The sequence below is a fragment of the Synechococcus sp. PCC 6717 genome, from assembly GCF_022698185.1.
Taxonomy (GTDB): Bacteria; Cyanobacteriota; Cyanobacteriia; order Thermosynechococcales; family Thermosynechococcaceae; genus Thermosynechococcus; species Thermosynechococcus lividus.
Window position 1 is genome coordinate 34,554 of record NZ_JAKLTV010000005.1, and the last position, 25,491, is coordinate 60,044.

The following is a 25,491-nucleotide window of genomic DNA, read 5'->3' on the forward strand; positions in this document are numbered from 1 at the left end:
CATCATTAGCGCATTAATTGTTGGCGCAAGTTGCGGAGCGCAACGCCTGTACCTTGTTCAGCGGCGGTAGCGAACACTTGAGCAATGAGTTCAGGCAGATCCACCCCTGGAAAATAGCGACTGCGGGTTTGAAGTGCATAGGTTTCCCCTTGCAGGGCATACATCTTTAAACCACTTTTTTCGAGCAGCCAGACTTCAGAAACACCGTAAGGGGCATAATCTTCAGCAGCGGTATAGGTGGTCACGTCAATTTCAATCACCAGATCCGGGGGCGGATCGGTCTGCCAATTGATGCGGTCTTTGCCGACGGCTGCCTGCCAGTTATCGATGTAGAAGCAGTAGTCGGGTTCAATGCCCCCTACTTCAGGAATATCCATTGTGATGGGGGTAAAGGCTTCGTAATTTCGATTTTCGCTATCGAGGAGGATTTTAACCACATCAGCCAGAATATTAGCTTCGCGTCCGTGGCGGGGTAGGGGACTCATCAGCAAAATTTCTCCGTCGCGATACTTGATGCGGGGGATGGAGCCGTCGCCGCGACTATCGCGTAGGGTGCAGTAGTCTTGCCAGGTTCCAGGCATTCGCATGACGCTACCGGGGGGCAGATGGATTTTTTCACGGGAGATGACAGCATACATAAGCCAACCTAGAATGAGAGCTTTTGAAACAGTTCGGCGACGGGCAGCGTGAATCCGGGAATTACGTCCTCCCCATCGAGAGAATCAGTGGATTTGAGTAGGCGATCGGGTTCTTGGGTAGAGCGATAAACAAGTATATAGTGTTGAGTTGGGCTAATCACCCAAACTAAACGGGCACCATTGTCAAAATACTCAGTAATCTTTGTTTCTATTTCCTCTACCGTATTGCCGGGGGATAAAATTTCCACCACCAGATCAGGCGCACCATCTAGAAATCCCGTAGGCAGTTCGGTCATGCCTTGCAGGCGTTCTTTGGCAAAGAAGGAAATATCGGGCGATCGCCGATTTCCACTCTTCATTTTGAAGGCAGTACTGGAGTCTAAAATCACTCCTAGTTTTTGGGGCAAAACATAACTGGCTAAGGCTGCTACTAGAAGGCTACAAACATAGCCATGCAGTGCCCCTGAACTTCCCATATCAACTAATTCTCCATTCACAATTTCATAGCGATGACCGTCCTTGGGCAGTGCCATGAATTCTTCATCGGTCCAAACCTTTTTATCCGTTTTTAATTCAGTTGACGTAGACACGAATGCCCCCTTTATTCAATTGATGCTGATCTTCTAAGCCGCACTTCCTTTTCCTGATAACAGCTCCGCAATCAATGGTTTTGACTTAGCAAGTTGACTCACTGCCATAATGGAGAAGCCGAGAAGGTTGCCCTCCAAATCTACCCGTTCCATAACGGCATCGTTTTCTGTTTCCCGCATATAACCGGGAGCATCCGAGAAAATAACCTCTAGAAAGTCAGCTTCCGGGTCAAACCAAACTTTTACTCGCTCTGCCATAGAGTTTCTCCTTTTTTGGGTTTATCAGTGAAATAGGCGGTGACAATAAAAGCATCATCGGGGAGATATTTCACCACCACACAAAGCCATTTATCTCCAATCGCCGTTTGGGTATAGAACCGATAAAGCAGTGCCACGCTTTCATCACTGCGAGATTGACGTACCAGTTTTGGCTGCTTCAGAGTGTCAACGATTTGAGCCTCCATGCCGACCATTTCAGGGTGACCGAGAATATGTGCTAACCGTTCTTCGGTCAAACGTACTTCTCGGTTCTGATAGTCGAGCAGGATGAGCACCAGGCTACACCTCCACCTCTACGGTAATCGAGGTGTCGCAACCGAAGGTGTCTACTACCTTAACGCAAGCAGTGTATTTCCCGGGTTGCGGGTAAATGTAACCTGCATCGCTGATGGTTTTAAGGGAGCGGTCTTTGCGGGTGCGATAATCTTGCCAGTCGTGGGTGAAGGGCTTGCCCGGTTGCCAGTTAAAATCCACTGCCCAAAAGTCAATAAAATCAAAGCCGCTTTTAATAGCTCGTTCCCTGATCGCTTCCAGTTCTTTGGTGGGCACTTCAGCAAGCGAGGGGATGAACTGGGTGAGTTTGATGTCTACGGTGCGGAGTCCCTCACCCCCGGCCCCCTCATCCGCCCCCTGCAAGCGATCCTTTTGCCACCACTGCCGCTCGTAGCGCCCTAGGTTATAAACATCAAAAACGCGATAGGGTTTGCCTTCACGGTACAGTTTGCGCTGTAGCTCAATCAGCCGCTTGCGGGAGGTGTGGCTGGCAAACCGTCCCAAATCACACATAATCCACCGGCGCCCCAGCCGCTCGGCAACGGCTCCAGTGGTGCCACTGCCACAGTTATGAATGGCACAAACCTCTGTGAGATAGGAATGGACTGCTTCCACTTCTAGATCATAAACTTCTTCTTCGCTGGAGACTGTTGCTACCCTAGTCAAAGGCACGCCCTCTAGGGTGGAACCCCAAAAGACGATATCACCGGCTTTGAGATCGCTTGCCGCAATCCACTCAGCCCCTTGGGGACTAAATTGTTCCGCACTAATCGCTTGAATCCAGGCTGTGACACCTTCCAGGTTGGTTATGACGTCCTTGGCAGGAATACGCACAGTCCGCAACCCCAACGATCGCAAGTAGGCATCCCGGTTAGCGTCATGGGCGATCGCTTCTGGACTGCTGTGAAAAGAAGCTCCATCCACTTCGATGATGAGGTGTGCTTCACGGGCGTAAAAATCGGCAATGTAGGGGCCGATCGGGTGTTGACGGCGAAAGGAAATCCCTAGCTGCTTGTTCCGTAGGGCACTCCACAGTTTGCGTTCTGGAGGGGACATATTCTGACGCAACTCACGACTGCGCCCTCGCATGTGGGGTGGAATGCCTGACCAGTCGGAGTTACCACCAAGGGTTCGGGGGGCTGTTTTAGCCAGAACTTTGTGATCGGCGGTGAGCCMAAGGGKTGTGTCTGAACGGGAATGCTGTAAGCCAATCATCTGACCTTGATAGGGGCGATGAATGGTGCGAAGAACGCGATGAGCTTTGCCGTCATGGACGAGTACGAGGTCTCCAGGCTGGATGGTCTCGATGGGAACGAGAGCGGAATTAACCCCYCCCCAGCCCYCCCCGCCTGCGGAATTAGCCCCTCCCCAGCCCTTCCCGTAAGCGGGGAGGGAGTTGGAGCCAGAGTCATCGTCATTTCCCCCCGCAAGCCGAGGGTTAGGGGGGCTAACTCGCCACACCCGTGTACCCTTCCGGACACAAAAGAAATCGGCCACCAAATCGCCTTCGTTGGAAGAGGCTTGAATGATGCGTTTTAGTAAGGCATTGGGCTTTTGAGTAGCATAGTCAGTTCGCTCAGGATGATTGCCTCTTAAAAACTGTAAGTCTGACCAAACATCACTTATCGGCTTACCTTGAGATATTATTTCATCCACATAGCGTTTGTATGGTTCTTGTCCAGCAGCCTGTCCTCTAGTTTCCCACACCCATTCCCTTCCATCTTCGTCTGTATATACCTTCCTCCTAAGTGTTTTGATTCTTTCTTCTTTGTAATAAGGAACAGCAATTTGTTCCATTTTTATCTTTGCGTTCTCACTTTTTACATAGAAAAGGATAGTGTCATGTTTTGCATTGAATTTGCTTGATATGTGCATCTCCCGACCTGGATAATGCCATACGATTTCATTTCTGAAGTTATCGAATCCAAAAATCTCATCTAAAATACTTCTTAAAAAACTATTGACTGGCCAATCACAATGAACGTAGATGCTACCTGTATCGGTTAAAAGTTCTTGCATGAGAGTTAAACGTTCATACATCATGTGGAGATATGAATCTGTTCCTTTCCCCCAAGTGTCTCGATAGGCAACCATCTCCAGAGCCGATTGCTCTTTTGTAAAAGCATCTTCATCTTGTCCAATGGGCATTTTCATGGTGAAATCCGCACCCACATCAAACGGCGGGTCAATATAAATCAGGTCAATCTTGCCCTTAAATTCCTGCAACAGCGAAGCCATCACCAGCTTGTTGTCGCCCCAAATCAGCCGATTGCGAAAATCATCCACACGTCGCAGTCAACAAGCCCAGAGCGATGAGGCGCAGCAGCAGCGACTCGACTATTGGCAGCAGGTGAGCCACATTGAGCGGCATAACCTGGTTTTTCTGGATGAAATGAGCATGTTGTTGGGTCTAATGCGGCTGATGGGACGAGCGGCTAAAGGGCAACGAGTATATGACATCAAGCCGTTCTATTGAGGCACTCGGGTGAATGTCATCGGAGCCATCTGTGCCTGGAAAGTTCTGGCGCTCAAAGCGCTAGATCGTTCCCTGACGGGTGAGCAGTTTAAGCAGTTCTTGCAAGAAGACCTAGGGTCTCAACTGTGGCCAGGAGCCGTGGTGGTCATGGATAATCTGCCGGCCCACAAAGTTCAAGGGGTGCCGGAAATCCTGGCCCAAGTGGGTGCCAAACCTTTGTATTTATCACCCTATTCCCCAGAGTTTAATCCAATTGAGCACTGGTGGTGGGAGTTAAAAGCGTTTATCCGGCAATTTGTACCCAAGACCAAAGAAACCCTGGTTAAACTGCTATACCTGGCAAAATATTGTCTTCCTCTGAGACATTGAAGAACTACTTTGTTCACTGCTGCTACTGTGCCAGTTAGTTATGTAAAGCGCTGTAATCTATCGATGGTCGGTTCCATCGATCTGTTATCTTGCTTTGTGAGATCTTGGGTGTATTGTCTTCATATTTAGGACTTCTAGGTAATTTGAACCGAACTACCAGCCACCCATGCAGCCGATAGCGCTTCTGCTTGCTTTAGTACATTCTGAACAGCAGCAGTCTGGAGATCGGGCGGATAACCATACTTCCTCAAAATGTGTTTAACCGTCCTCCGCAGTTTGGCTCTAGCACTCTCACGATGCGCCCAATCAACGGTGATATTCGATCGCAGGCTGTTGAGTAATTCATGGGCGATCACTTTTAACTGGTCATTCCCCATGACTTGTACGGCACTTTCATTCTCTGCTAGGGCATCGTAGAAAGCGATTTCTTCAGTCGATAGTCCCTCCTCTTGCCCACGCTGACGGGCGTTACGAATGTCCTTAGCAAGTTCTATGAGTTCTTGGATCACTTCAACGGTACTAATGGCGTTGGTGTGATAGCGCGCGATCGCCTGCTCCAGCCGTTGGGAAAATTTCTTCTCCTCTGTTATATTTATCCGAGTACGGGAGTGTATCTCATCATTCAACAATCGTTTCATGGCTTCAAGGGCGAGGTTTTTCTTTTGCATCTGCTGAATTTCCAGCAGGAAGTCATCGGAGAGAATGGAAATGTCAGGGGAGGATAACCCAGCCGCACTGAGAATATCGACAATTTCGGTAGAGACTACGGCGCGATCGATGATTTGTTGGACAGCCAATTCCCGCTCTGCTTTTGACTTACCATTAGGGGTGCGGGAGCCAACCAAAGCGGCACGGATAGCCTGAAAGAAGCCGACTTCATCGCGAATTTGACGGGCTTCATCACTGGCAGAGGCGAGAGCAAAGGCTTTAGAGAGTGCCAGCACTGCATCTTGATAGCCGCGGTGTGCTTGCTTTTTGGCGTTGTCGTCCGTTTCCCGTTGGGCGGCTTGGTGTTGTTGTTCCAGAATCCACTCGATCGCTTCTGCCATCACCGCTAGGCGTTCTTGGGGCGTACCCACCAAGCCCCGCTGGTAATTAAAACCATGAAACATGGCGCGCACCACATCGTATTTTTCCAGCATCAGGGCGATCGCCTCTTGCTCATCAATCCCCACTTGTCCTTGGTCTAGGGGGGAATAGTCCCGCAGGGCTTCTTTTAGCCGCTGGGCAATACCAATGTAATCCACTACTAAGCCCGCAGGTTTATCCCGAAAAACGCGGTTCACACGGGCGATCGCCTGCATTAGGCTATGCCCTTTCATCGGCTTATCCACATACAGGGTATGCAGTGCGGGGGCATCAAACCCCGTGAGCCACATATCCCGCACAATTACCAGTTGGAGTGGGTCGTTAGGGTCTTTTAATCGCTTTGCCAATAGCTCGCGGCGGGCTTTAGTGCCAATATGGGACTCCCATTCTTGGGGGTCGCTGGCAGAACCTGTCATCACAATTTTAATTTTGCCCTCATTGTCGTTGTCAGAATGCCAATCGGGACGGAGAGCGATAATTTGATGGTAAAGTTTGACGCAAATCGCCCGACTCATACAGACGATCATGGCTTTACCCGCGAGGGCGGCGACTCGGTTTTCAAAGTGGCTGACCAGATCGGCGGCGACCAGCTTTAATCGGTTTTCTGACCCAACGAGGGCTTCCACCTTTGCCCATTTTTGATTGAGTCTCGCCTGCTCTGTTTGTTCTTCGTCTTCCAAAAGTTCTTCGATCTCTGCATCAATTTTGGGCTTTTGGTCTTCGGGCAATTCAATCCGAGCGAGGCGGCTTTCGTAATAGATAGGAACTGTTGCGCCATCTTCTACCGCACGGCTGATGTCGTAGATGTCGATGTAGTCGCCAAACACAGCGGGGGTGTTGACATCGGTGGCTTCGATCGGCGTGCCTGTAAAGCCAATAAAGGAGGCATTGGGTAAGGCATCGCGCAGATATTTAGCGAAGCCGTAGGCAATTTCTCCAGTTTTTTGATCTACTTTTGCCCTGAAGCCGTACTGGCTACGGTGGGCTTCATCAGCAATCACGATCACATTACGCCGATCGCTTAGCAGGGGAAAGCGGCTTTCTCCTCGCTCTGGTAAAAGCTTTTGTATGGTGGTAAAGATAACCCCACCAGCGGCTCGACTGAGAATCGCTTGCAGGTCTTGCCGATTTTTGGCTTGCTCGGGATTTTGACGAATTAAATCGCGGCACATGGTAAAGGTGGCAAACAGTTGATCGTCTAGGTCGTTGCGATCGGTGATCACTACGAGCGTGGGGTTCTCCAGTTCGGGACGGCGCACCAACTGCCCAGCATAAAATGCCATCAATAGGCTTTTGCCAGAACCTTGGGTATGCCAGATCACCCCCACTTTGCGATCGCTCTGAATTGCGGCAATGGTTCGTGCTACAGCTTTTTTAACAGCGTGGAATTGGTGGTATCCGGCGATGATTTTGTAGATGCCAGAGCCTGTATCGCCAAAAACGATGAAGTTTTGCACGAGGTCGAGCAGTCGCTGTTTGGCAAATACGCCCTCAATCAATACCTGCATTTCTGGTGTGCCTTTGGGGGCGATGCGTTCTCCGTCAATGGTGCGCCAAGGCATAAACCGCTCTAGGTCAGCAGTGAGAGAGCCGATGCGAGCGGTCAGACCATCGGTAATAACGAGCAGGGCATTGGTGCGGAAGAGGGAAGTAATCTGCTTTTTGTAGGTTTGCAGTTGGTTATAGGCGGCGGTAAGGGTAGCGGATTCACTGCTGGGATTTTTAATCTCAATGACAGCGATCGGCAGTCCATTGATAAACACTACGACATCGGGGCGGCGGTTGTAGCTATTTTCGATGATGGTAAATTGGTTAAGTACCAGCCAGTCGTTATTCTCTGGGTTAGCAAAATCGATCGCATAGACTTTATCGCCGCGAATAGTGCCGTCTATTGTGTACTCGACATCAACCCCTTCGACGAGGGCTTGGTGCAGGCGGCGGTTTTCTTCGATTAAATTAGGCTTAGCGGTGGCGATGAGTTTCTTAAAGGCATCGTCGCGGGCGTCTGGGGGGATGGTGGGATTCAGACGAGCGATCGCTTCCTTGAGTCGGCGGGCGAGGATAACATCGCTATAAGATTCCCGTTCGGGCTGGGAACCGTCGGGGGAGGCGATGACATTGGGCAGGTAGGTGTAACCGAGATTTTGGAATTGCTCAATTAGCAGTTGTTCAATATCGGCTTCGGATAGATAACTCATGCAATTAGTGGGTTAAGGCATGGATGCTTTCTTCAATAGTAGGTTATTTGCCAAGCGAATCAAGCCGTCAATATCCCTAATCCGAATCTGCCCTGACATCAGCTTGGGTGCAAGGATTGTTTTGTTTTTCTTTTGTGAAGGCTTGGATTTTTTCGTACAAACTATCTACTGTTTCGCCTGCAAATAGTTCATCTTTGGTTTGGAGATAGTCGCCACTTCCTAAGCCTAAAGAGGCAACAAAACGGGCAACTTTCCAAGGCTCCATTTCTTTGACTAAAATTTTTAGAGCTTCTGCTAGGATTTGTTGATCGGATGCTAAGTTAACCCTCATTGCCCAACTCCAAAATAAAATCTACTGGATTAAGAACGGAAATAGTCAAGCTAGTACAACGGTTGATGAGCCGTCTATCACAGGTTAGCATATAGTTGCAGTTTGCGGCTTCAGCACAAGCAACATGTAAGGCATCTAATAATTTTATGCCACTTTCTTGTAGTTTTTTAGCACGATCTTTGATCGCTGGTGTAAGTGTCTGGTTGTGAGTAGCAAACCGAAAGTATGTAAGGACAAATAAGGTTTGCTCTTGCTTGGGATTGCGGCTGATTTCATATTCCAATACCTCAGAAACGACAAGTTCTATTTGTCGACTCTCAATGACTTGAAAAATCAATATAGTAGCCTGAGTTTCTAAAAAGATTTTGGCTTGGGATTGGTCATCAAATGGACGGTGAAAAACGCTAGTGTCTAGGTAAACCCTCACTATAACACTTCCTCTACTATTTTCTCAGCATCTTTTACCCGAATCTGCCCTGACATCAGCTTGGGTAATAGGCGATCGCGCATTTCCGCCAGCGTGCGTGATTCGTGATTGTTGTGTTGAATCTTCAATAAAAGATTCTCTACGAAAGCAAACAATCCAAATCTTATCTCTTGGGGAGGAAAAATCACATATGTACCTGACAAAACCGATAGGCTTAAATTTGCTTGAACAGCATGAACTATTTTTGAATGCAGTTTTTCTTGGAAACTTTTGTCGCTAATTAGTAAGTACAAAAATAGATGGGGAATTGTCTCTGAATCTGGTCGAATGATTGCTATAGCTTGATTTGTGTTTGCTGGCAAAATTGCTTCATCGATAATTGCCACTCTTCCTATCGTTCCTGCGATCGTATAAAGAATATCGTTCTTTTGAAGAATAGAGCGTTTCAAGGAGCCAAGATGAACTGATTCTGGAATTTTTTCGAGTTTATCCCAAATAATTGAGCCATTATCAGAGATAGCATTTACTCTTAGAAAGTTCACTAATTTATCTAAGTTAAAAACTGGTAGATAGTCAGCTTTTCGAGGAGTTGTTCCTTTTGTTATTTTTGTTGAAACTTCACCTAAAGTTCTTTTCATCCAACCTTCTGGTAAACCTGTTTCCTCATCGATCGCATCAGGGAACAGCGACCAGATCGGCTCTGGTAGGTAGGGGGCGCGACCCTCGATTTTGGCGCGGGTGGGTCCAAAGTCCACAAACCAATCTTTGAAGATCSCCCTTGCCATTGCCTCCAGCGTTTCGTTCATCCGCCGATTCAGTTCGATCTTGTCGTCGAGACTGCCCAAAATGTGGGCGATCGCTTTTTGTTCAGAAAGTGGGGGAACTGGAATATACATATAATCAAATGATGAAGCTGTAACTCTCTGTCTTCCTGATGTACCAGACATTTGACTTATTGCATAACCTCTTACTTTCTCCCATTTAACGAGATAGTAAGCATAGTCATTTAAAGTAACGCCTTCACGACCTCTAATAACAATAAATTCAGTTGAGCCATGAGCCTTTGAATTAGCTACTCCACAAAATCTTGCTATTTTCCCATTTTCAAGGCATGGAGTAATTCTTGCCATGAGAGTATCTCCCACTTCAAATCGAGACCCTCCACCATTGAACACTCTAAATTCCTTTGCAAATACACATCTTGACGATGGATCAATTGATGACATATCAACGAATGGATAGTTTTTACCTCTAAGTAATGAAACAGAGGGATTTATACAGACCGCATTACTAAAAACCATTTCTATCCACTCACTCATCGTTCGCTCAGCGTCGGCTTTGCCGAATCGCCACCTCCACTTGCTCTAACTGCCGATTGCAAAACCTCGATTAGTGCTGATTTACTCACCATCAATAAATGGATGATTCATTGCCAAATGATACAACTAAGTTGCCGCTTGCTCGTGGATTGTCGGATGCAATAAAGCACCATCAAATGTTGCTTGAGGCTGAGCTAAAGCAGAATCCAGCAATCCTTCATCTCGTAGCCCTAGAGACCCGCCAAAACTTTGTATTTGATCGGTATGAATCAGCAAGACATCCTCTCTGGTTAAAAATTTAGGACTCAGCAAGGCGATGATAAACCTCCCCTCGTTCCTGCTTGGATTCTTGGTAGGCTTGCCACACTGGGGTATCCATCTCCTCCTCCAGCAAAGTTACGATCGCCCTAGTCGCAACCTTAACTTGCAAAGGCTCTAATGGGCGAATAGTACCGTCTGGTTCAACGATCGCTTCCACGCTTTTTAACATACCTAAACCTCCTGTTTATTGAAAAGACTCCAAGCTATTCTCCTCTTTGAGCGGTGATGACTCAAAAGTCACCCCTTCATAAAACTGCTCGATCGGTAAACTTAGATTGATACTCTTCAAATCTACGCGATCGCCCTCTCTATAACTCAGGATTACCCATTCGCCCGTATCTTTTCTATGATAAACATCAATCGCCATCTCATCAGAACTGACCAACACATAATCAATTAAATTAGGATTGCGACGGTACCGATCAAACTTTTTGCCGCGATCGTAAGCCTCGGTACTTGGTAATAAAACCTCTACAATTAGGCAAGGATAGGTAATATAGAGCGGATGCTCGCGATCGCGATCGTCACAAGTTACGCTCAAGTCTGGATAGGTGTAGTTGGCTGTATGGAGAATCCTAATCTTCAAATCCGAGTTGAAAACCTGACATTGACTTCCTCGCAAGTGCGATCGAATCAACAACAAGGAATTTATGGCAATCACGCTATGATTTTTTGTCCCACCACTCATCGCATACACAAAACCATCGATCAGTTCGTGCTTTTCTAACTGTTGTTCCTCCCAAGCAAAATACTCTTCAGGGGTGAAGTAGCGATCCTGTTTTTTGACAGCAATCATAGGATTCTCCTAATTCCCAGTTGTAATACTATCTTATGTCTCCCAGCCCAACCACTCCAAGTTTTTCCGAATGGTATCCTCCAACCGTGCTGACTCCTTGAACTGTTCCGCTAACTTTGCCGTCAGTTCTGCCATCTTTTCCTCAAAAGGCACATCGTCCTCTTCAGCCGCTGCTGCCCCCACATACCGCCCCGGCGTTAGCACATAGTTATGCCGCCGAACTTCTTCTAGACTTGCTGACTTACAAAAACCTGGTACATCCTCATAGCCGTTTCCTTCCCGCCAAGCATGATAAGTATCGGCAATTTTGGCTATATCTTCATCGCTCAATTCCCGCCGTGTGCGATCGACCATGTGTCCCAGCTTGCGGGCATCAATAAATAAAATTYCCCCCCGCCTATCCCTTAATTTCTTATTCCGTGCGATGCCGTTGGACTTATCCTTTGCCAAAAACCACAAACAAGCGGGAATCTGGGTAGAATAAAACAACTGTCCCGGTAGGGCAACCATGCAATCGATCGCCTCACCCTCAATCATTGCCTTGCGGATTTCCCCCTCCCCGCTGGTCTGGGATGACATCGAACCATTCGCCAACACTACCCCCGCTGTCCCTGTCGGTTTCAAATGGTGCCAGATATGCTGTAACCAGGCATAGTTTGCATTGCCTACCGGCGGAATGCCAAACTGCCAGCGGGCAGATTCTCTCAGCCTTTCCCCGCCCCAATCCGAGGTATTAAACGGTGGATTCGCCAAGATAAAATCAAACCGCAAATCGGGGAATTCGTCCTTGTGAAATGACCCGTCCGAGTTCCAGCGAATATCCGCATCAATCCCCCGCACTGCCAAATTCATCTTGCACAAGCGCCAAGTGGTGTAGTTGCTCTCCTGTCCATAGATGGCAATATCCCCAATCCGTCCCTGGTGATCCTGCACAAACTTTTCTGACTGCACAAACATTCCCCCCGAACCACAGCAGGGGTCATACACCCGTCCCCGATAGGGTTGCAACATCTCCACCATCACCCGCACCACCGATCGCGGCGTGTAGAATTCACCCCCCCGCTTGCCCTCCGACCCGGCAAACTGGCTTAAAAAATACTCATACMCCCGCCCCAATACATCCCTGGCGGTATCCTGTGCCTCTCCCAACGCGATGTTAGAAATCAAGTCAATCAACTCCCCCAACATCACCGCATTTAAGGCAGGACGGGCATATTCTTTAGGCAGAACCCCCTGCAGCGATGGATTATCCTTTTCAATCGCCAGCATCGCTTCGTCAATTAGTTTACCGATGGTTGGCTGTTTGGCGTTGGCTTGCAAGTGCGACCACCGCGCCGCCTGCGGAACCCAAAACACATTTTCTGCTAGGTACTCATCGCGATCTTCCAAGATGTCTGGGTCATTGGGAAATGATGCCTCTAATTTGCGCCGTTGCGCCTCGAAGCGATCGGTGATGTGCTTGAGAAAGATTAGACCCAAGACCACATGTTTGTAATCTGACGGCTCCATGTTGCCCCGCAACTTGTCCGCCGCCTTGAAAAGTTCGGCTTCATAACCTAGGTTGGCGCCATTCGTTTGGGATGAAGAGGAGTTGGGCATCGGGGTACAGAGCGATTGTTCACATCCACCTTACCCTTAAACGATCGCATCCGCCCTCAGCCCCAGCCCCTCTCCTAGAACGGGAGAGGGGAGTTGAATCGATTAGACAACCAGTTTTGACGGCAGCAACGGTTCATTTATGAGGCTCACCAAATAAAATCACTGATGTGTGCAATTGTTGAACCACTTGAGTTGTAATATCACTTACGGTTAACCCCCCAGCAGTACCGCGACGAATAGAGCGCATTAGCACTAGGTCACACTGTTGTGCCTCTTGCAAAATTGCAGCGGCAATATCGTTGCTAACCAGAGTCTTAATAATAGTCGTGATCTGTGGGGCTTGCTCTTGAGTGATGCTCCCTAAATCGTCTTCAAACTGAGAGGTTTGCTCTTGGGGAGTGTTGGGCAGCACCACATGCAACAAAATCACTTTGGCGTTACTCACTCCCGCCAAGGCTTGGGCAAAACGAACAATCCGCAGGGTCGTGGGGGCTAAATCCCGCGTGGGTACTAGGATGGTAGCAATGTTTTCTGGTGCATCCAACAGGCGCGTAATGGCCACAGGGCAAGGGCTTGACCAGAGGACGCTATCAATCATGCTGCCAAACAACCGTGCCTTGAGACTGCTGGTTTCTGACCAGCCCATAACAATAAGGCTGGCATTTTGTTCACGACTGAGGCGGGTAATGCCCAAGGCAATATCATCATCAATGCGAATGGCCGGAGTTACTTCCACTCCGTAGGCATCCGCTAGCTCAACTGCACGACGGATTAACTTACGACTGCGGATCAACTCACCCTCGAGTCGGGGATCGTCCATGTGGACTTGACCACGTACAATCGCTACCGAGACGACTCGTCCTGACTCATAGCGGGCTAGCAATGCCGCTAGTTCAATGAGCGATCGCTGAGTTTGGGGATTGTTGACCGGCACAACCACCGTAAACGGCGGCTGCGGATCCTCAGCGTCCCCATGGGAGCTATCCCACCATGCCGCCACTTCATCAATGGCCTCCTGTTCCGGCTGTGGAATGGGAATGCGATTGGCGGTGCGGGCGGTAATAATGGGGCCCAGAATTGAGGTCACCACCATCAGCACCAAGACACTGTTCAGGATGTCTTTGGTGAGAATCCCTTCTTGAAACCCCACTAGGGTGGCGGCTAGGGTGGCTGCCACCTGCGGCAGCGAAAGAGACCACATCGTCAGCATCTCTACCCGTGTGTAGCGGTACCATAGCGCAGCGAGCCATGCGGCAATAAACTTGCTGCCAATGAGGCCAACCACAATGGCCACCGTAATCCCAATGGATGCTAAGGTCTTTACAAAGGCCGGGATGTCAATCAGTAACCCCATATCGACGAAAAAGAAGGGGATAAACAACACCCCGCCCACAAACTCCACCTTTTCTTTGACGGGGCTGTCGCCTAAAACGTCATTGACGGCCAACCCTGCCAAGAACGCACCGACAATCTGCTCAACACCAATGACTTGCGCACCCACCGATGCCACAAAGAGTGCCAAAAGGGTAAACAAAAATTGATTCCCTTGATCGTCGCGCGATCGCCGGAAAAATTCCTTCCCAGCGCGGTCAAACCCCCACAGCACTAAGACACAGTACAGCCCTAAGGTGATGAGTTGATTCACCAGCGTTAGGGCGGTAAACTCCCCCTGGTTAATCCCCACGCAGATGGCCAAGACAACCAGTGCGGCTGTATCCGTAAAAATGGTGGCACCAATGGTCACTGTCACTGCTTCGTTTTGCACCACCCCCAACCGCCGCACAATGGGGTAGGCCAAAAGGGTATGGGAGGCCAACAAAGAGCCAATGAGCAGTGACGCATTCCAGCCAAAATTAAACCAACGGCCAATGGTAATACCGGTGAAAATTGGCACAATAAACGTGAGAAAGCCAAAGGCCATCGAGCGTTGGCGAGTTTTGCGAAACTGACTGAGATCAATTTCTAAACCAGCGACAAACATCAGATAGACTTTGCCAATGTCTGACAGCAGCTTCATTGTCTCGGTCTCGTGTGAGAGAAACCGCAGGCCATTGGGGCCAAGAATCACGCCGGCCAACAGCAATCCCACTAGACCCGGAAGGTGCAGCCGTTCAAAGACTGGGGGAATCAGCAGAATCACCGCCAGCAGAACCGTAAAGACAAAAATGGGGTTGCTGACATCCATTGGTGCTTACCCTGCTATGCAAAAGAGTGTTGATTCAGATCATCTGATGAATCATCGGAGCAAATTATGCTTGCTGAGCCTCGAAGTAACGACCAATGGTTTCCACATCCTTGTCACCGCGCCCCGAGCAATTGAGGACAATCCGTGGTTGGCCTGTAAGTTGCGGGCACAGGGTTTCAAGGTAGGCAAGGGCATGGGCGGTTTCTAGGGCAGGCAAAATGCCTTCGAGTTCCGCTAAGCGCACACAGGCGGCGATCGCCTCAGCATCGGTCACGCTATAGTATTCCGCCCGGCCAATGTCTTTTAAGTAGCTGTGCTCTGGCCCCACCCCCGGATAATCTAAGCCCGCACTGATGGAGTGAGCCTCAACCACTTGGCCATCTTGATCTTGGAGCAGGTAACTCATGGCACCGTGCAGCACGCCGACCTGTCCTTTGGTGAGGGTGGCGGCATGGTGAGAGCTATCGACCCCTTCGCCAGCGGCTTCAACACCAATGAGGCGAATCTGGGTATCGGGGACAAACTCGTGGAACAGTCCCATGGCATTCGAGCCACCGCCAACACAGGCTAGGAGAATATCCGGTAGGCCGCCCCACTTTTGCTGACACTGCTGCCGTGTTTCCGCCCCAATAATGGCATGGAACTCCCGCACTAGCATCGGGTAGGGATGGGGGCCGGCCACAGAGCCAAGGATATAGTGGGTGGTTTCCACATTGGTCACCCAGTCGCGAATTGCTTCAGAGGTAGCATCCTTGAGGGTGCCTGTTCCGGCACTCACCGGCGCAACCTCTGCACCCAGCAGCCGCATCCGTAAAACATTCAGCCGCTGGCGCTCCATATCCTGTACGCCCATATAGATCACGCACTGTAGGCCAAAACGAGCGCAGACAGTCGCCGTGGCCACACCGTGCTGTCCGGCACCGGTTTCGGCAATAATGCGCCGCTTGCCCATGCGCTGAGCAAGGAGTACCTGTCCCAAGGCATTGTTGATTTTGTGGGCACCGGTGTGGTTTAAGTCTTCGCGTTTTAAGTAAATTTGGGGTTGAACGTAGGAATTGGCGTAGTGGGCACTGAGGCGCTCAGCAAAGTATAGGGGGCTAGGGCGACCCACATAATCGTGGAGGAGCTGCTGTAGTTCCTGCTGAAAGCTGGGGTCTTGACGATAGTGATTAAAGGCCGCTTCTAGCTCTGCCAAGGCCGGCATGAGGGTTTCGGGGACGTACTGACCACCAAAGCGACCAAAGCGGCCACGATGATCGGGGCGGGCAGCGGTACTCAAAGCATCAGTAGAAGCAGCAGTCACAGGCACAATCCTTCACGAGTAATGTTGAGGGGGTCTTATAGGATTGTGCCACGTCACGGCAGACGGCGGCTGAGGGTGCGGCTTGGGTTCAGCCAATCATCTAGGCACGCCTCTAAAACCTGCATTTCGGGAAAAAGGCTTTGCCGCAGCCATTGCCCGATCGCATCTAGAGGGGAAAATTCTGCCCCCACTTGCCAGTTGAGTCCTTGGCTGAGGGGGGTCAGGTGATTGCCCGGTAGGCTTAAGGCAGTGACCAGATCGGCAAATTTGGCTTTTAAGAGGCTACGCAGGCGGGCTGTTTGGTCAATGTCATCCTCTTGAAAGCGAATGAGGAGGTTGCGGCGGACGGGGTAGCGCTGTTGGATCAGGTGTTCGGTTTCTTTGGGGCTGGGGCTGAATTCAACGCCCACCGGCGCAAGGTTCTCCATCCAAGGAATGGATTGACTGGCGGCGTAGTTATTGAAGGCCATAAATATATTACCGGCGCGATCGCCATCGTAGAGGCTATTAAGGAGCAGGTGGAGCTTACAGCCCATACTGTGTCCCAACCCGTAGATGGGCAACCCGGGGGGGTGGCCTTGGCGGTACTCCAGCCAGTCAAGGGCATAGTCAAGTTTGTTGAGCACCTCAAGGGCGATCGCCGCGTGATCAAAGGTATTCACAAAGGGGGTAGCGATAATGCCATAGCCAACGCTGGCTAAGTGCTCCAGCAAGCGCCGATAGGTCAACTGGGGGGCTGCCGCCACAAAGGCTCCCCCAAGAAAATGAATCCAGCCCACGGGACGACGTGGCACCAACAGCCAGTTGCCACGCACCTCTTGCCACTCCAAAATGATTGACCTCCAAACGTGCGCAATTAACTGTAATGTAACGAATACGCAGACAACGGTGTAATAGGAGACGGTATGGTCGCTCAACTGATTGCCCTTGGCGCAGCCGGAGTTGGGGTACTGGCAGCACTAGTGGCTCTAGGGTTGGAATGGCGCTATCGTAAGCGGCCAGCCCATCCCTTAGAGATTATTCCTGCCGTGTGGAACCTTGAAATTTACGAGCCGCAGCACTATCGCTTTGTCGGCCAGTTGGGGCTGAGCAATCCGCACCGTGGGCTAGAAGTCATGGTGCCGAATCTCACGGCTGAAGTGGTTCTCTTGGCCGACAGCGCCGTGGACACCATTCAAACAGAGGTGTACGTTACCCCCCGGCACCCAGAACCCGAATTTGCCCCCCGCGCCGATGGCTATTGGTTTGCCTATATTGTGAAATCCACAAAGCAAACCAGTGTTGAACTGCGGGTGGATCTGCGGGGGGTGAATGTGGCAGACGTGCAGGCAGCTTGGGTTAAGGTGCATTACGTTGCCTATGGTCCCCATGGTCGCTTTGCCAAGACCCACCATGAATTTATCCCCCTGAAATTTCCAGCCAAGGGGGAAAGCGGTGTGTGGCGGCCGGCGGAAGGCTGTCAAGTGCTGCCCATTCGCACCCACTTACTCACACCCCTAGATGTGCCGCTGGAGGTTGTCAATCGCTACGTGCTCCCCCACGCCCAAGCGGGAGATATTGTGGCCATTGGCGAAACACCGATCGCCATCATCCAAGGTCGCCTCAAGGATCCGGCGCAGTTAACACCGGGCTGGGTGGCTACGCGGGTGTGTCAGTTCTTTTTGCCGACCTCTAGTCTTGCCACGGCCTGTGGGATGCAAGCCCTTGTTGAGGAGGTAGGCGAGCTACGGGTGCTGCTGGCCTTCTTAGGCGGGGCGATCGCCAAACTATTTGGCTATCGGGGCGGATTTTACCAGTTGGCCGGAGAGCAAGCGCGACTCATTGATGATGTCACCGGCACCTTACCCCCCTACGATCAATTTATTGTCATGGGGCCTGCCAACCCCCAAGTGGTAGTGGATGACCTCGCGGCCAAAACAGGTCTTGGGGTAGCCATTGTCGATGTCAACGATCTCGGTGCGGTCAAAGTTCTGGCGGCAAGTGCGGGCGTATCATCACAGCTATTGACCGCTGCCCTGCGTAAAAACCCGGCCGGTAATGCCGATGAGCAAACCCCCATCGTTCTCATTCGCCCCAATTAGGACTGACAAGAACAAATAAGCCTGTTTCTAAACGGGTCAGCAGTGCCCGTAATTGCTGTTGCGCAGCGGCAGGCTCAAGGGGGTCAAGGGTGACAGGATCACGGGGTGAGAGTTGCCGGTAGCGATCGCATAGCGCTGGAAAGGGTAGTGATCCCTCAAACAAGGGTAGGAGAGTGGCCAACCCAAGAGGATCGATGTACACCGGGCTAGGGCTAGCAGCACTCATGAAGGTGCCTAAATCCACAATCAGGCGATCGCTTAAGTAATTGAGCCATTTCTCCTTGATCTCGGCGGTTCGCAACTGCGGGTGGAGGTGGATAGTGGCCTGCTGCCATTGCGTTTCTGACCACTCTTCAAGGGGCGCAACCTCAGCCTTAGTGCCACCATGCCCACACCAAAAATCTAAAAGGCGATGCACTGGATGAATCAGTTCGTACATCTCTAGCTGTACCTGTAAGGGCACATCTGGCAAGCTCAAGGCTAAAAAGGTCGGTAAATTCTCAGGATCCCTAAACAGATCCAACAGGTTCCAATGGCGCCAGTTGACCATCGAAATGAACTCCAGATCAGCCGCCGCCAAGTAGGCAAACATCTCAGGGATCGTGCTGCCCTTATCCCCAACGAGAAGATGATTGGCCAACAGGGCTTCATTGCTGGCATCGTTGACATCGTTGTAATGGGGGTTCCATGCCCGTGCTTTTAAGTCCACGCCATCTTTGAGTTCCTGCATCACCTCCCGCACGATTTCCATTTCTAGGTCTTCGGGGTTGCCATCCATCAATCCCATCAAACGAAAGAGGCCTTGAGCGCGATAAAAGGGAAACCGTTGGAACGCACTGTGCAAATTAGTGCGCAGAATGCCCTCTGGCTTGAGGACACTTTTAAGCGCCTGTAACCCCTCTACGGCATCGGGCAATAGGTACAGCACCTCATCGCAGTTAATGTAATCAAATTGCTCTGCCCAGGTGGGTAACTCTAAAATGGAGCGGGTTTCAAAGAAGACATTCTCAATGTTGTGAAACTTCAAGCGCTCCGCCGCCAATTTGACGGATTCCGCCGACAAATCAATGCCGACAATTTCTGCCCCCGGATTGGCGATCGCCAGCACCAAGGACTTATAGCCTGTCCCACACCCCGCATCAAGAATGCGTTTGCCACGGGTCTCGGGGACACGACGATCCCTCAGATAAAAGGCGGTGACCAGATCATGAACAAACAGAACATTGGGGTTATCCTTAGGCGACTTGTCAAGGGCAATGCGTGGATACGGACCATAGTCAAACTGGCGGCGAACTTTCTCTAGATCAGCATCAGTGGCCATCAACCAACACTCCATAAATAAACGAAATTTCACCAATTGACCCTCCTCATTGGCGTGAGGGAGAAGAGCCTTGGTGGTATGAGGCAACTGGTTCAAACCGAGTCACCTTTACCCAATAATTTCGGCTATCACGCAGATGATTTCCAACATATTCTTGGTATTGAATGCCACCTGCCCTATGTTGATTGCCACGTTTGGGTCTCGGTCTAGTTTAGCCCCACATGCGCAGCGATGGGGGTGCCGCCCCAACCCACCAAAAAGAAGGGCGATTTTTGTATTTGCTAAGCCCTGTCGGAACCCTACAGCGCCAGTGATCCCGCAAGTGTTGATAGAATAGTTAGTAGATTCATTTGCCAAAGGGCTACTCCTGTGTCTGAACTGCCCCAACCAGAATTTGATAAAGACAAGTTTTTGTACCCTACCAGTCGCTATCACGGTAACTTTACGCCGCAAAATTTGGCATTTAATGCCAATTTGCAGGAGTTTGCTCAGCGGGTGAGTTACATCTGTGGGTTGGAAACGGGTGGTAAGTTGCCCCCTCAAGAGGCCTATAACGAAATCAAAGCGCTCTGGAAGCAGTTAAAAAAATCCCGCGAAATGTTGTTGGACTATGAGCCTAACCCACCCGATGAGACCGCTGGGGACTAAAATGCCGCGATCGCCCCATTATCCCACGACCCTACTACTGAGCTTGGGCACAGCGCCTTTTCTGGTGGGGGTGTGTGTTGGCCGTGTCCTGTGGGCGTTCAGCTTAGACCTCAGTGCTGCGAGTACCGAACTCCTCCGAGGGGAGTGCCTGCCCCTAGTGAATGCTGACGAGGTTTAGGGGTAAAAGGCTACTTGAGGTAGGCCAAGGGTTTCCGGCCACCCCATCATGATATTCAAACACTGGATTGCCTGCGCTGCTTGCCCCTTCATCAGGTTGTCGATAGCCGACATAACGATCACCCGTCCAGTGCGTTCATCCACCTCAATGCCAATGAAGCAGGCATTGGTGCCCCACGCCCACTTGGTTTGCGGGTAGATGCCTGGCGGCAAAATACTGACCCAGGGCGAATGACGATAGAACGCTTGATAAATGGTGATTAAGTCCTCCCGTACCAGACCTGGATCCCGCAGAGTCGCGTACACCGTGGCAAGAATCCCCCGCGGCATCGGGATAAGGTGAGGGGTAAACTGTACCAACACCGACTGCCCTGATAAATCGCTACAGATGGCTTCAATTTCAGGGGTATGGCGGTGGCGGGCAACATTGTAGGCGGCTACAGAATTATCGGCTTCCGCCAGCAACAAATTCACTTTGCCTTGACGCCCGCCGCCGGAGGTGCCGGATTTGGCATCGATAATTGCGGTATTCGGTTCAATGAGCCCCTGTTTGATCAAGGGGGCAAGCGCCAGCAGACTGGCTGTGGGGTAACACCCTGGACAGCCAATCAGGGAACTTTTGGCAATGCGATCGCGATAAAGCTCCGGTAGGCCATACACCGCCTGTGCGGCAATCGCAGCATCATCCCGCTCGGTGCCATACCACTGGGTATAGGTTTTGAGGTTCTGAAAGCGATAATCCGCCGAGAGATCCAGTACCTTACAGCCCCGCGCTAACAGTTGCGGAGCGAGGGTGAGGGCAAGACCATTGGGGAGGGATAAAAATACAACTTGGGTGCGATCGCCAATAGCGGCAACATCCACTGGCTCAACCGTTAAATTCACCCGTCCTTGCAAATGGGGATACAACTCAGTGTAAGGGCGACCCGCGCTACCTTCGCCCCCCAGATAGGTAATGTCCGCGTAGGGATGATCTAGTAGTAAACGCACCAGTTGAATGCCACCATACCCCGATGCCCCAATAATGCCAACCGCAATGCGATCGCCCATACCTCACTCCCTTGTTGTTGCCCTTAGTGTACCGTTTTTTCACCAGTTCGCTTATACTGCCGGATCTGTCCTCAAGCATTCATGTCGATGGAGCCAACCCCTGATTTTGTCTTGCCTCTCCCTGCTGCGGATGCCTCTCTCACTGAAGCGGAGTTTTTACAGCAGGTGCGCCAAGCGTGGCAGGTGTGTGAACGCTTTGATCTGCAAACGGAGATTTGGCGGGGGCAAATTTTACGGGCGGTGCGCGATCGCTACCGCCATCAAGGCGATGAACGGGGAGTAGGCTTTAGCCACTGGCTACAGGAACACGACATTAGCAAGCGCCGTGCCTACGATCTGATTCAGTTGGCCGATCGCGCCGATGAGCTACTAACCCAGCGTCCCCTTCCCCCCGAAGCTATTTCTCGCTTTAGCAAACGGGCTTTTTTAGAAACCGCCGCTGCCGACCCCGAAGTCCAAGCCCTCATTACCGATGCGGCGCAACAGGGCGATCGCATTACCCATCGCGAGGTTCGCCAACTACAGGAGCAGTGGACTGCCCTCAACTCCGACCTGTTACCCACCATTGTTCGCGAAAAAGCGAGCGATCGCACCCTTGCCCCCCGCTATGTAGCGCCATTGGTCAAAGAACTCCGTAAACTCCCCGCGGATCAGCAGCAAGAACTCACCCAGGAATTGGTTAGAGATCCAAGTGTTGACACCGTCAAACAGGTCACCGCTACAGCGCGGCAGTTGGGGCGTTACCTCGAGGCAGCCCCACACATTCAAGCCCTGAATGCCACCCCCGTGGATCTACAGCAGGTACTGGCAGAAGCCCAACGGCTTGGCCAACTACACACCCTCGCGGATCTCCTCCAGCAAGCCGCACAGTTAGAGAGCGCCATTGCCCGTCTTTATACCACATGGCAGCGGGTCAGTCAGTTAAGCGATCGCCTCTACACCGAGGCTGGCGCCAGCACGCCCCACCTACAGGCACTATTAGAGGCACTGGATTTACTCTCCGGTGATATGGTGCAAATAGACCTAGGCGGCAAAGCGGTGCGTTTGCATATCCTTGCGGCCTCAGACACCCCAGCCCATTGCTCGTGATCCCTAGGCCAGAGCGTTGTGGATCGTTCTCGAAACCGTCATGGGTTAAAATCAGCATTGTGCATAGCTACGATGGCTGTGCAGATCTCTTGTTGGGGTTTGCTATGAAGCGTTTTTGGGTCGCCGTTTGCGTCATTTTCCTGAGTTTTTCCCTACTGCTCACCAGTTGTGCCAATGTGCCAGCGGGCTTGAGCGGTAACTTTCGGCAGGATACATTAACCTTGATTGGGAGCTTACGCGAGGCGATCGCCCTACCGGAGAATGACCCCGGCAAGAAAGCGGCTCAAGCCGACGCCCGCAAGAAGCTCAACGACTTTTTCGCCCTGTACCGCCGCGATGAGTCTCTGCGCTCCTTAGCGTCCTTTACAACCATGCAGACGGCGCTGAACTCCCTAGCCGGTCACTATAGCTCTTATCCCAACCGCCCCCTCCCTGAAAAATTAAAGGCCCGCCTCGAACAGGAATTTAAGCAAGTTGAACTGGCGCTTGAGCGGGAAGCCAATAGCTAGTGCCGTATGGGGCAAAAACCCTACACCTGTGTTCCCATTCATGAGTGTGGTGAACCCCTCGCCCCGATTCCCGAGGGGATTGTATGTTTGTCTCCCCATCCCTATCAGCAGGTGGGTGCCCCCTACGGTAATGCGTCCCCCTTCTGGCTGCGCGTGGGCGTCATTACTGCCCTAGAGGCAGCTCAAGCATCCCTCATGAGCTACGGTTGGCGATTAGCAATTTTTGATGCCTATCGACCGGTAGCCGTGCAGCAGTTCATGGTGGAGCACACCTTTCGGGAACTCTGCACCCAGCGCGATCTTAATCCCCAACAGATAGATGGGTCCCTTGCCACCACCCTATGGGAGCAAGTGTATTTGTTTTGGGCCATTCCCAGTCAAGACCCGCAACAGCCTCCTCCCCACAGTACCGGCGCAGCGGTGGATCTCACCCTCGTCGATGAGACAGGCACTCTCCTAGACATGGGCGGGGCAATTGATGAACTATCGGAACGCTCTTATCCTGACTTTTACGATCGCCACCCCCATTTAGCTCATGCCAAGAACATTGCCGAACGTCGTCAGCGACTCAACCAAGCGATGACCAACGCCGGGTTTCAACGCCATCCGAACGAGTGGTGGCATTTTTCCCTTGGCGATCAGCTATGGGCATGGCAAACACAGCAGCAAACCGGGCAATCGGATATCGTTGCCCGCTATGGCCGCATTGATTTTGCCTAGAGATAAAAAAACTGCCCCCCCCGAGGAGGGCAGTAAAAACCACCTAGGGCAATGGAGTCAACCACCAGAGTGGTTCAACTCCAAACTTGTATGGCCGGCTACTCCTTCAGGAAGCCACTGTAGGCTTCCATGCCATGCTCGCCAATGTCTAAACCTTTTAGCTCCTCTTCTTCCGACACGCGAATGCCAAGGGTTTGCTTCAGTGCCAGCCAGAAGATGCTCGTCATCAACACCGTGAAACCACCAACCGTTAAGATGCCAATGACTTGGGCAATGAGCTGGGTAACCCCATGACCCGTGAGCAATCCCAGTTCTTTATGGAATAAACCAACCGCTAGGGTTCCCCACGTCCCACAGACAAGGTGAACCGACGTGGCACCAACAGGATCATCAATTTTAATCCGATCAAAGAAGAGGACGGAGTAAACGACAATGACACCACCAATGGCACCGATGACCACGGCACTCCAGTAGGAAACGGTAGCACAGGGTGCCGTAATGGAGACCAAGCCAGCAAGAATGCCGTTAATAATCATGGATAAATCGGGCTTGCCAATGACCACCCACGCGGTAATCGTTGCCGCAACACCGCCCGCTGCCGCCGCAAGGTTGGTGGTTACAGCAATGTAGGGTACCGCCTCATTGGCAGCGAGTTCAGACCCTGGGTTAAAGCCAAACCAGCCAATCCACAGAATTAAACACCCCAGCATCGCAAAGCCCATGTTATGCCCTGGGAGTGCATTGGGGGTGCCATCGGCGGCGTACTTGCCAATGCGCGGTCCTAGGAACGCTGCCCCCATCAGAGCCGCCCAACCGCCTACGGCGTGAACCACCGTGGAGCCTGCAAAGTCAGAAAAGGCAACCTCTTCACCCAGGAAGGGCATATCAGATAGCAGGCCGCCACCCCAGACCCAGTGACCACTGATGGGATAGGAAATGCCTGTGAGCAGCAAGCTAAAGATTAAAAAGTCAATGAATTTGACGCGCTCGGCAACTGCCCCAGAAACAATGGTGGCAGCCGTACCGGCAAAGGCTGCTTGGAACAGAAACGCTACCGGGATCGCTAAGCCTTCTGGAAAGGGAGCGAGGCCGTAGGTTTCTGGATTTTCACTGCTAAGGAAAAAGCCCCCCAAGCCAATAAAGGCATTTCCTTCGGTGCCAAACATAAAGGAAAAGCCAATGGCCCAGTAGGCCAAGGTGGCCAAGGCAAAGACAATCAAGTTTTTCGAGAGGATGTTCACTGCGTTTTTCTGACGACAGAAGCCGGTTTCCAGCATCCCGAAGCCAGCATTCATGAAAATCACCAAGACGGCGGCAATAAACACCCAAATGGTATTGAGTACCCCTTGAACGTATTCAGGAGTAAGGGGTTGATCCTGTGCCTGTGCTGCGACACCCCAAACGGCAACAATAATGAGGGCAAGGGGGATGCAAGCGACAAGCGCTGGCGATCGCCAGCGGATGTTGGGTTGCCAATCTAGTAACGGTCGCTTTTGCCGTCTAGCACGTTTCAGTTTTAACTTGGACATCGCTTTCGTTCTCAACGGATGGACAAAAGACAAGGCTTGCAAACGATTTGAGCGGAGGAGACTTCGCAGCAGGCAACCACAGTTGTGGCGCAACAGCACGACAGAAAATCATGACTGTTGTGTGGCTTAAGTCAAATTAAGCGTTGACCCGCAGTTAACCTTTGATTGCACCAG

The 25,491-nt window shown here is 51.2% G+C and carries 27 protein-coding genes; 8 read left to right on the top strand and 19 right to left on the bottom strand.

Annotated elements, in window-relative coordinates; translation table 11 throughout:
* Positions 1-5: 5 nt before the first annotated feature.
* Genes L5470_RS05400 through L5470_RS05420 form a run of 5 tightly spaced genes read right to left on the bottom strand, consistent with a single transcriptional unit; the run spans position 6 to position 4,066 of the window.
* On the bottom strand, positions 6-638 hold the full coding sequence (locus L5470_RS05400) for a Uma2 family endonuclease (protein ID WP_499498651.1): 633 nt from the start codon (positions 636-638) through the stop codon (positions 6-8).
* A gap of 8 nt (positions 639-646) precedes the next feature.
* A complete protein-coding gene (locus tag L5470_RS05405) occupies positions 647-1,228 on the bottom strand; it encodes a Uma2 family endonuclease (RefSeq protein ID WP_499498653.1) in 582 nt (193 codons plus the stop codon).
* A gap of 33 nt (positions 1,229-1,261) precedes the next feature.
* Positions 1,262-1,486 carry a DUF2283 domain-containing protein gene (locus L5470_RS05410; protein ID WP_247215636.1) on the bottom strand — a complete coding sequence of 75 codons (225 nt, stop codon included), beginning with the start codon at positions 1,484-1,486 and terminating at the stop codon, positions 1,262-1,264.
* Positions 1,471-1,782 carry a hypothetical protein gene (locus L5470_RS05415; RefSeq protein WP_499498655.1) on the bottom strand — a complete coding sequence of 104 codons (312 nt, stop codon included), beginning with the start codon at positions 1,780-1,782 and terminating at the stop codon, positions 1,471-1,473. Before L5470_RS05415 ends, L5470_RS05410 begins: the two co-directional genes overlap by 16 nt.
* 4 nt (positions 1,783-1,786) lie before the next feature.
* Positions 1,787-4,066, bottom strand: coding sequence for a DNA methyltransferase (locus L5470_RS05420; RefSeq protein WP_499498657.1), 2,280 nt, complete (start codon positions 4,064-4,066; stop codon positions 1,787-1,789).
* Here L5470_RS05420 and L5470_RS05425 point away from each other — a divergent pair.
* Positions 4,050-4,256 (top strand): hypothetical protein, encoded by a 207-nt coding sequence (locus L5470_RS05425; RefSeq protein WP_499498659.1) that lies wholly within the window; start codon positions 4,050-4,052, stop codon positions 4,254-4,256. The two genes, L5470_RS05420 and L5470_RS05425, sit on opposite strands and share 17 nt — an antisense overlap.
* A 9-nt stretch (positions 4,257-4,265) precedes the next feature.
* Positions 4,266-4,625: a transposase gene (locus tag L5470_RS05430; RefSeq protein ID WP_499498661.1), complete on the top strand. Its 360-nt coding sequence runs from the start codon at positions 4,266-4,268 to the stop codon at positions 4,623-4,625.
* 134 nt (positions 4,626-4,759) lie between these two features.
* On the opposite strand, the gene L5470_RS05435 is transcribed toward L5470_RS05430, so the two are convergent.
* The 11 genes from L5470_RS05435 to L5470_RS05485 form a co-directional block, all read right to left on the bottom strand.
* On the bottom strand, positions 4,760-7,912 hold the full coding sequence (locus L5470_RS05435) for a type I restriction endonuclease subunit R (protein ID WP_499498663.1): 3,153 nt from the start codon (positions 7,910-7,912) through the stop codon (positions 4,760-4,762).
* Positions 7,913-7,988: 76 nt separating this feature from the next.
* On the bottom strand, positions 7,989-8,243 hold the full coding sequence (locus L5470_RS05440; protein WP_099798621.1) for a hypothetical protein: 255 nt from the start codon (positions 8,241-8,243) through the stop codon (positions 7,989-7,991).
* Entirely contained in the window at positions 8,233-8,670 is a 438-nt protein-coding gene (locus L5470_RS05445) for a type II toxin-antitoxin system VapC family toxin (RefSeq protein ID WP_198406179.1), read from the bottom strand. The genes L5470_RS05440 and L5470_RS05445 overlap by 11 nt, the downstream gene beginning before the upstream one ends.
* Entirely contained in the window at positions 8,670-9,989 is a 1,320-nt protein-coding gene (locus L5470_RS05450; protein WP_499498666.1) for a restriction endonuclease subunit S, read from the bottom strand. Before L5470_RS05450 ends, L5470_RS05445 begins: the two co-directional genes overlap by 1 nt.
* Before the next feature lie 126 nt (positions 9,990-10,115).
* On the bottom strand, positions 10,116-10,301 hold the full coding sequence (locus tag L5470_RS05455; protein WP_499498669.1) for a type II toxin-antitoxin system death-on-curing family toxin: 186 nt from the start codon (positions 10,299-10,301) through the stop codon (positions 10,116-10,118).
* Positions 10,288-10,479: a hypothetical protein gene (locus tag L5470_RS05460; RefSeq protein WP_499498670.1), complete on the bottom strand. Its 192-nt coding sequence runs from the start codon at positions 10,477-10,479 to the stop codon at positions 10,288-10,290. Before L5470_RS05460 ends, L5470_RS05455 begins: the two co-directional genes overlap by 14 nt.
* Positions 10,480-10,494: 15 nt before the next feature.
* The gene (locus L5470_RS05465) at positions 10,495-11,106 is read right to left on the bottom strand and encodes a Uma2 family endonuclease (protein ID WP_499498671.1); all 612 of its coding nucleotides are present in this window, start codon (positions 11,104-11,106) and stop codon (positions 10,495-10,497) included.
* A gap of 33 nt (positions 11,107-11,139) precedes the next feature.
* Positions 11,140-12,705: a class I SAM-dependent DNA methyltransferase gene (locus tag L5470_RS05470; protein ID WP_499498673.1), complete on the bottom strand. Its 1,566-nt coding sequence runs from the start codon at positions 12,703-12,705 to the stop codon at positions 11,140-11,142.
* A gap of 133 nt (positions 12,706-12,838) precedes the next feature.
* Positions 12,839-14,890 carry a cation:proton antiporter domain-containing protein gene (locus L5470_RS05475; RefSeq protein WP_499498675.1) on the bottom strand — a complete coding sequence of 684 codons (2,052 nt, stop codon included), beginning with the start codon at positions 14,888-14,890 and terminating at the stop codon, positions 12,839-12,841.
* 64 nt (positions 14,891-14,954) lie between these two features.
* Positions 14,955-16,193, bottom strand: coding sequence for a tryptophan synthase subunit beta (trpB, locus tag L5470_RS05480; protein ID WP_499498677.1), 1,239 nt, complete (start codon positions 16,191-16,193; stop codon positions 14,955-14,957).
* Positions 16,194-16,246: 53 nt separating this feature from the next.
* Positions 16,247-17,023: a DUF1350 family protein gene (locus L5470_RS05485; protein ID WP_499498679.1), complete on the bottom strand. Its 777-nt coding sequence runs from the start codon at positions 17,021-17,023 to the stop codon at positions 16,247-16,249.
* Between the two features lie 75 nt (positions 17,024-17,098).
* On the opposite strand from L5470_RS05485, the gene L5470_RS05490 reads away from it, so the two are divergent.
* Positions 17,099-18,274, top strand: coding sequence for a F420-0:Gamma-glutamyl ligase (locus L5470_RS05490; protein WP_499498681.1), 1,176 nt, complete (start codon positions 17,099-17,101; stop codon positions 18,272-18,274).
* Here the strand turns inward: L5470_RS05490 and L5470_RS05495 are convergent.
* A complete protein-coding gene (locus L5470_RS05495) occupies positions 18,258-19,628 on the bottom strand; it encodes a class I SAM-dependent methyltransferase (protein ID WP_499498683.1) in 1,371 nt (456 codons plus the stop codon). The genes L5470_RS05490 and L5470_RS05495 overlap by 17 nt on opposite strands.
* A 336-nt stretch (positions 19,629-19,964) precedes the next feature.
* On the opposite strand from L5470_RS05495, the gene L5470_RS05500 reads away from it, so the two are divergent.
* A complete protein-coding gene (locus tag L5470_RS05500; RefSeq protein WP_227517602.1) occupies positions 19,965-20,243 on the top strand; it encodes a DUF7219 family protein in 279 nt (92 codons plus the stop codon).
* 1 nt (position 20,244) lies between these two features.
* The gene (locus L5470_RS05505) at positions 20,245-20,421 is read left to right on the top strand and encodes a hypothetical protein (protein WP_198406176.1); all 177 of its coding nucleotides are present in this window, start codon (positions 20,245-20,247) and stop codon (positions 20,419-20,421) included.
* Here the strand turns inward: L5470_RS05505 and argC are convergent.
* Complete coding sequence (gene argC, locus L5470_RS05510) at positions 20,418-21,470, bottom strand: N-acetyl-gamma-glutamyl-phosphate reductase (RefSeq protein WP_099798611.1); 1,053 nt, start codon at positions 21,468-21,470, stop codon at positions 20,418-20,420. The genes L5470_RS05505 and argC overlap by 4 nt on opposite strands.
* 81 nt (positions 21,471-21,551) lie before the next feature.
* Between argC and L5470_RS05515 the strand changes: the two genes are divergently transcribed.
* The 3 genes from L5470_RS05515 (at position 21,552) to L5470_RS05525 (ending at position 23,788) form a co-directional block, all read left to right on the top strand.
* Complete coding sequence (locus L5470_RS05515; protein WP_499498685.1) at positions 21,552-22,559, top strand: hypothetical protein; 1,008 nt, start codon at positions 21,552-21,554, stop codon at positions 22,557-22,559.
* 104 nt (positions 22,560-22,663) lie between these two features.
* Positions 22,664-23,068 carry a photosystem II protein Psb27 gene (gene psb27 / locus L5470_RS05520; RefSeq protein ID WP_099799850.1) on the top strand — a complete coding sequence of 135 codons (405 nt, stop codon included), beginning with the start codon at positions 22,664-22,666 and terminating at the stop codon, positions 23,066-23,068.
* A gap of 6 nt (positions 23,069-23,074) precedes the next feature.
* Positions 23,075-23,788 carry a M15 family metallopeptidase gene (locus tag L5470_RS05525; RefSeq protein WP_499498687.1) on the top strand — a complete coding sequence of 238 codons (714 nt, stop codon included), beginning with the start codon at positions 23,075-23,077 and terminating at the stop codon, positions 23,786-23,788.
* A gap of 98 nt (positions 23,789-23,886) precedes the next feature.
* Here the strand turns inward: L5470_RS05525 and L5470_RS05530 are convergent, their stop codons facing one another.
* Positions 23,887-25,317 carry an ammonium transporter gene (locus tag L5470_RS05530; RefSeq protein WP_099798609.1) on the bottom strand — a complete coding sequence of 477 codons (1,431 nt, stop codon included), beginning with the start codon at positions 25,315-25,317 and terminating at the stop codon, positions 23,887-23,889.
* Between the last annotated feature and the right edge of the window lie 174 nt (positions 25,318-25,491).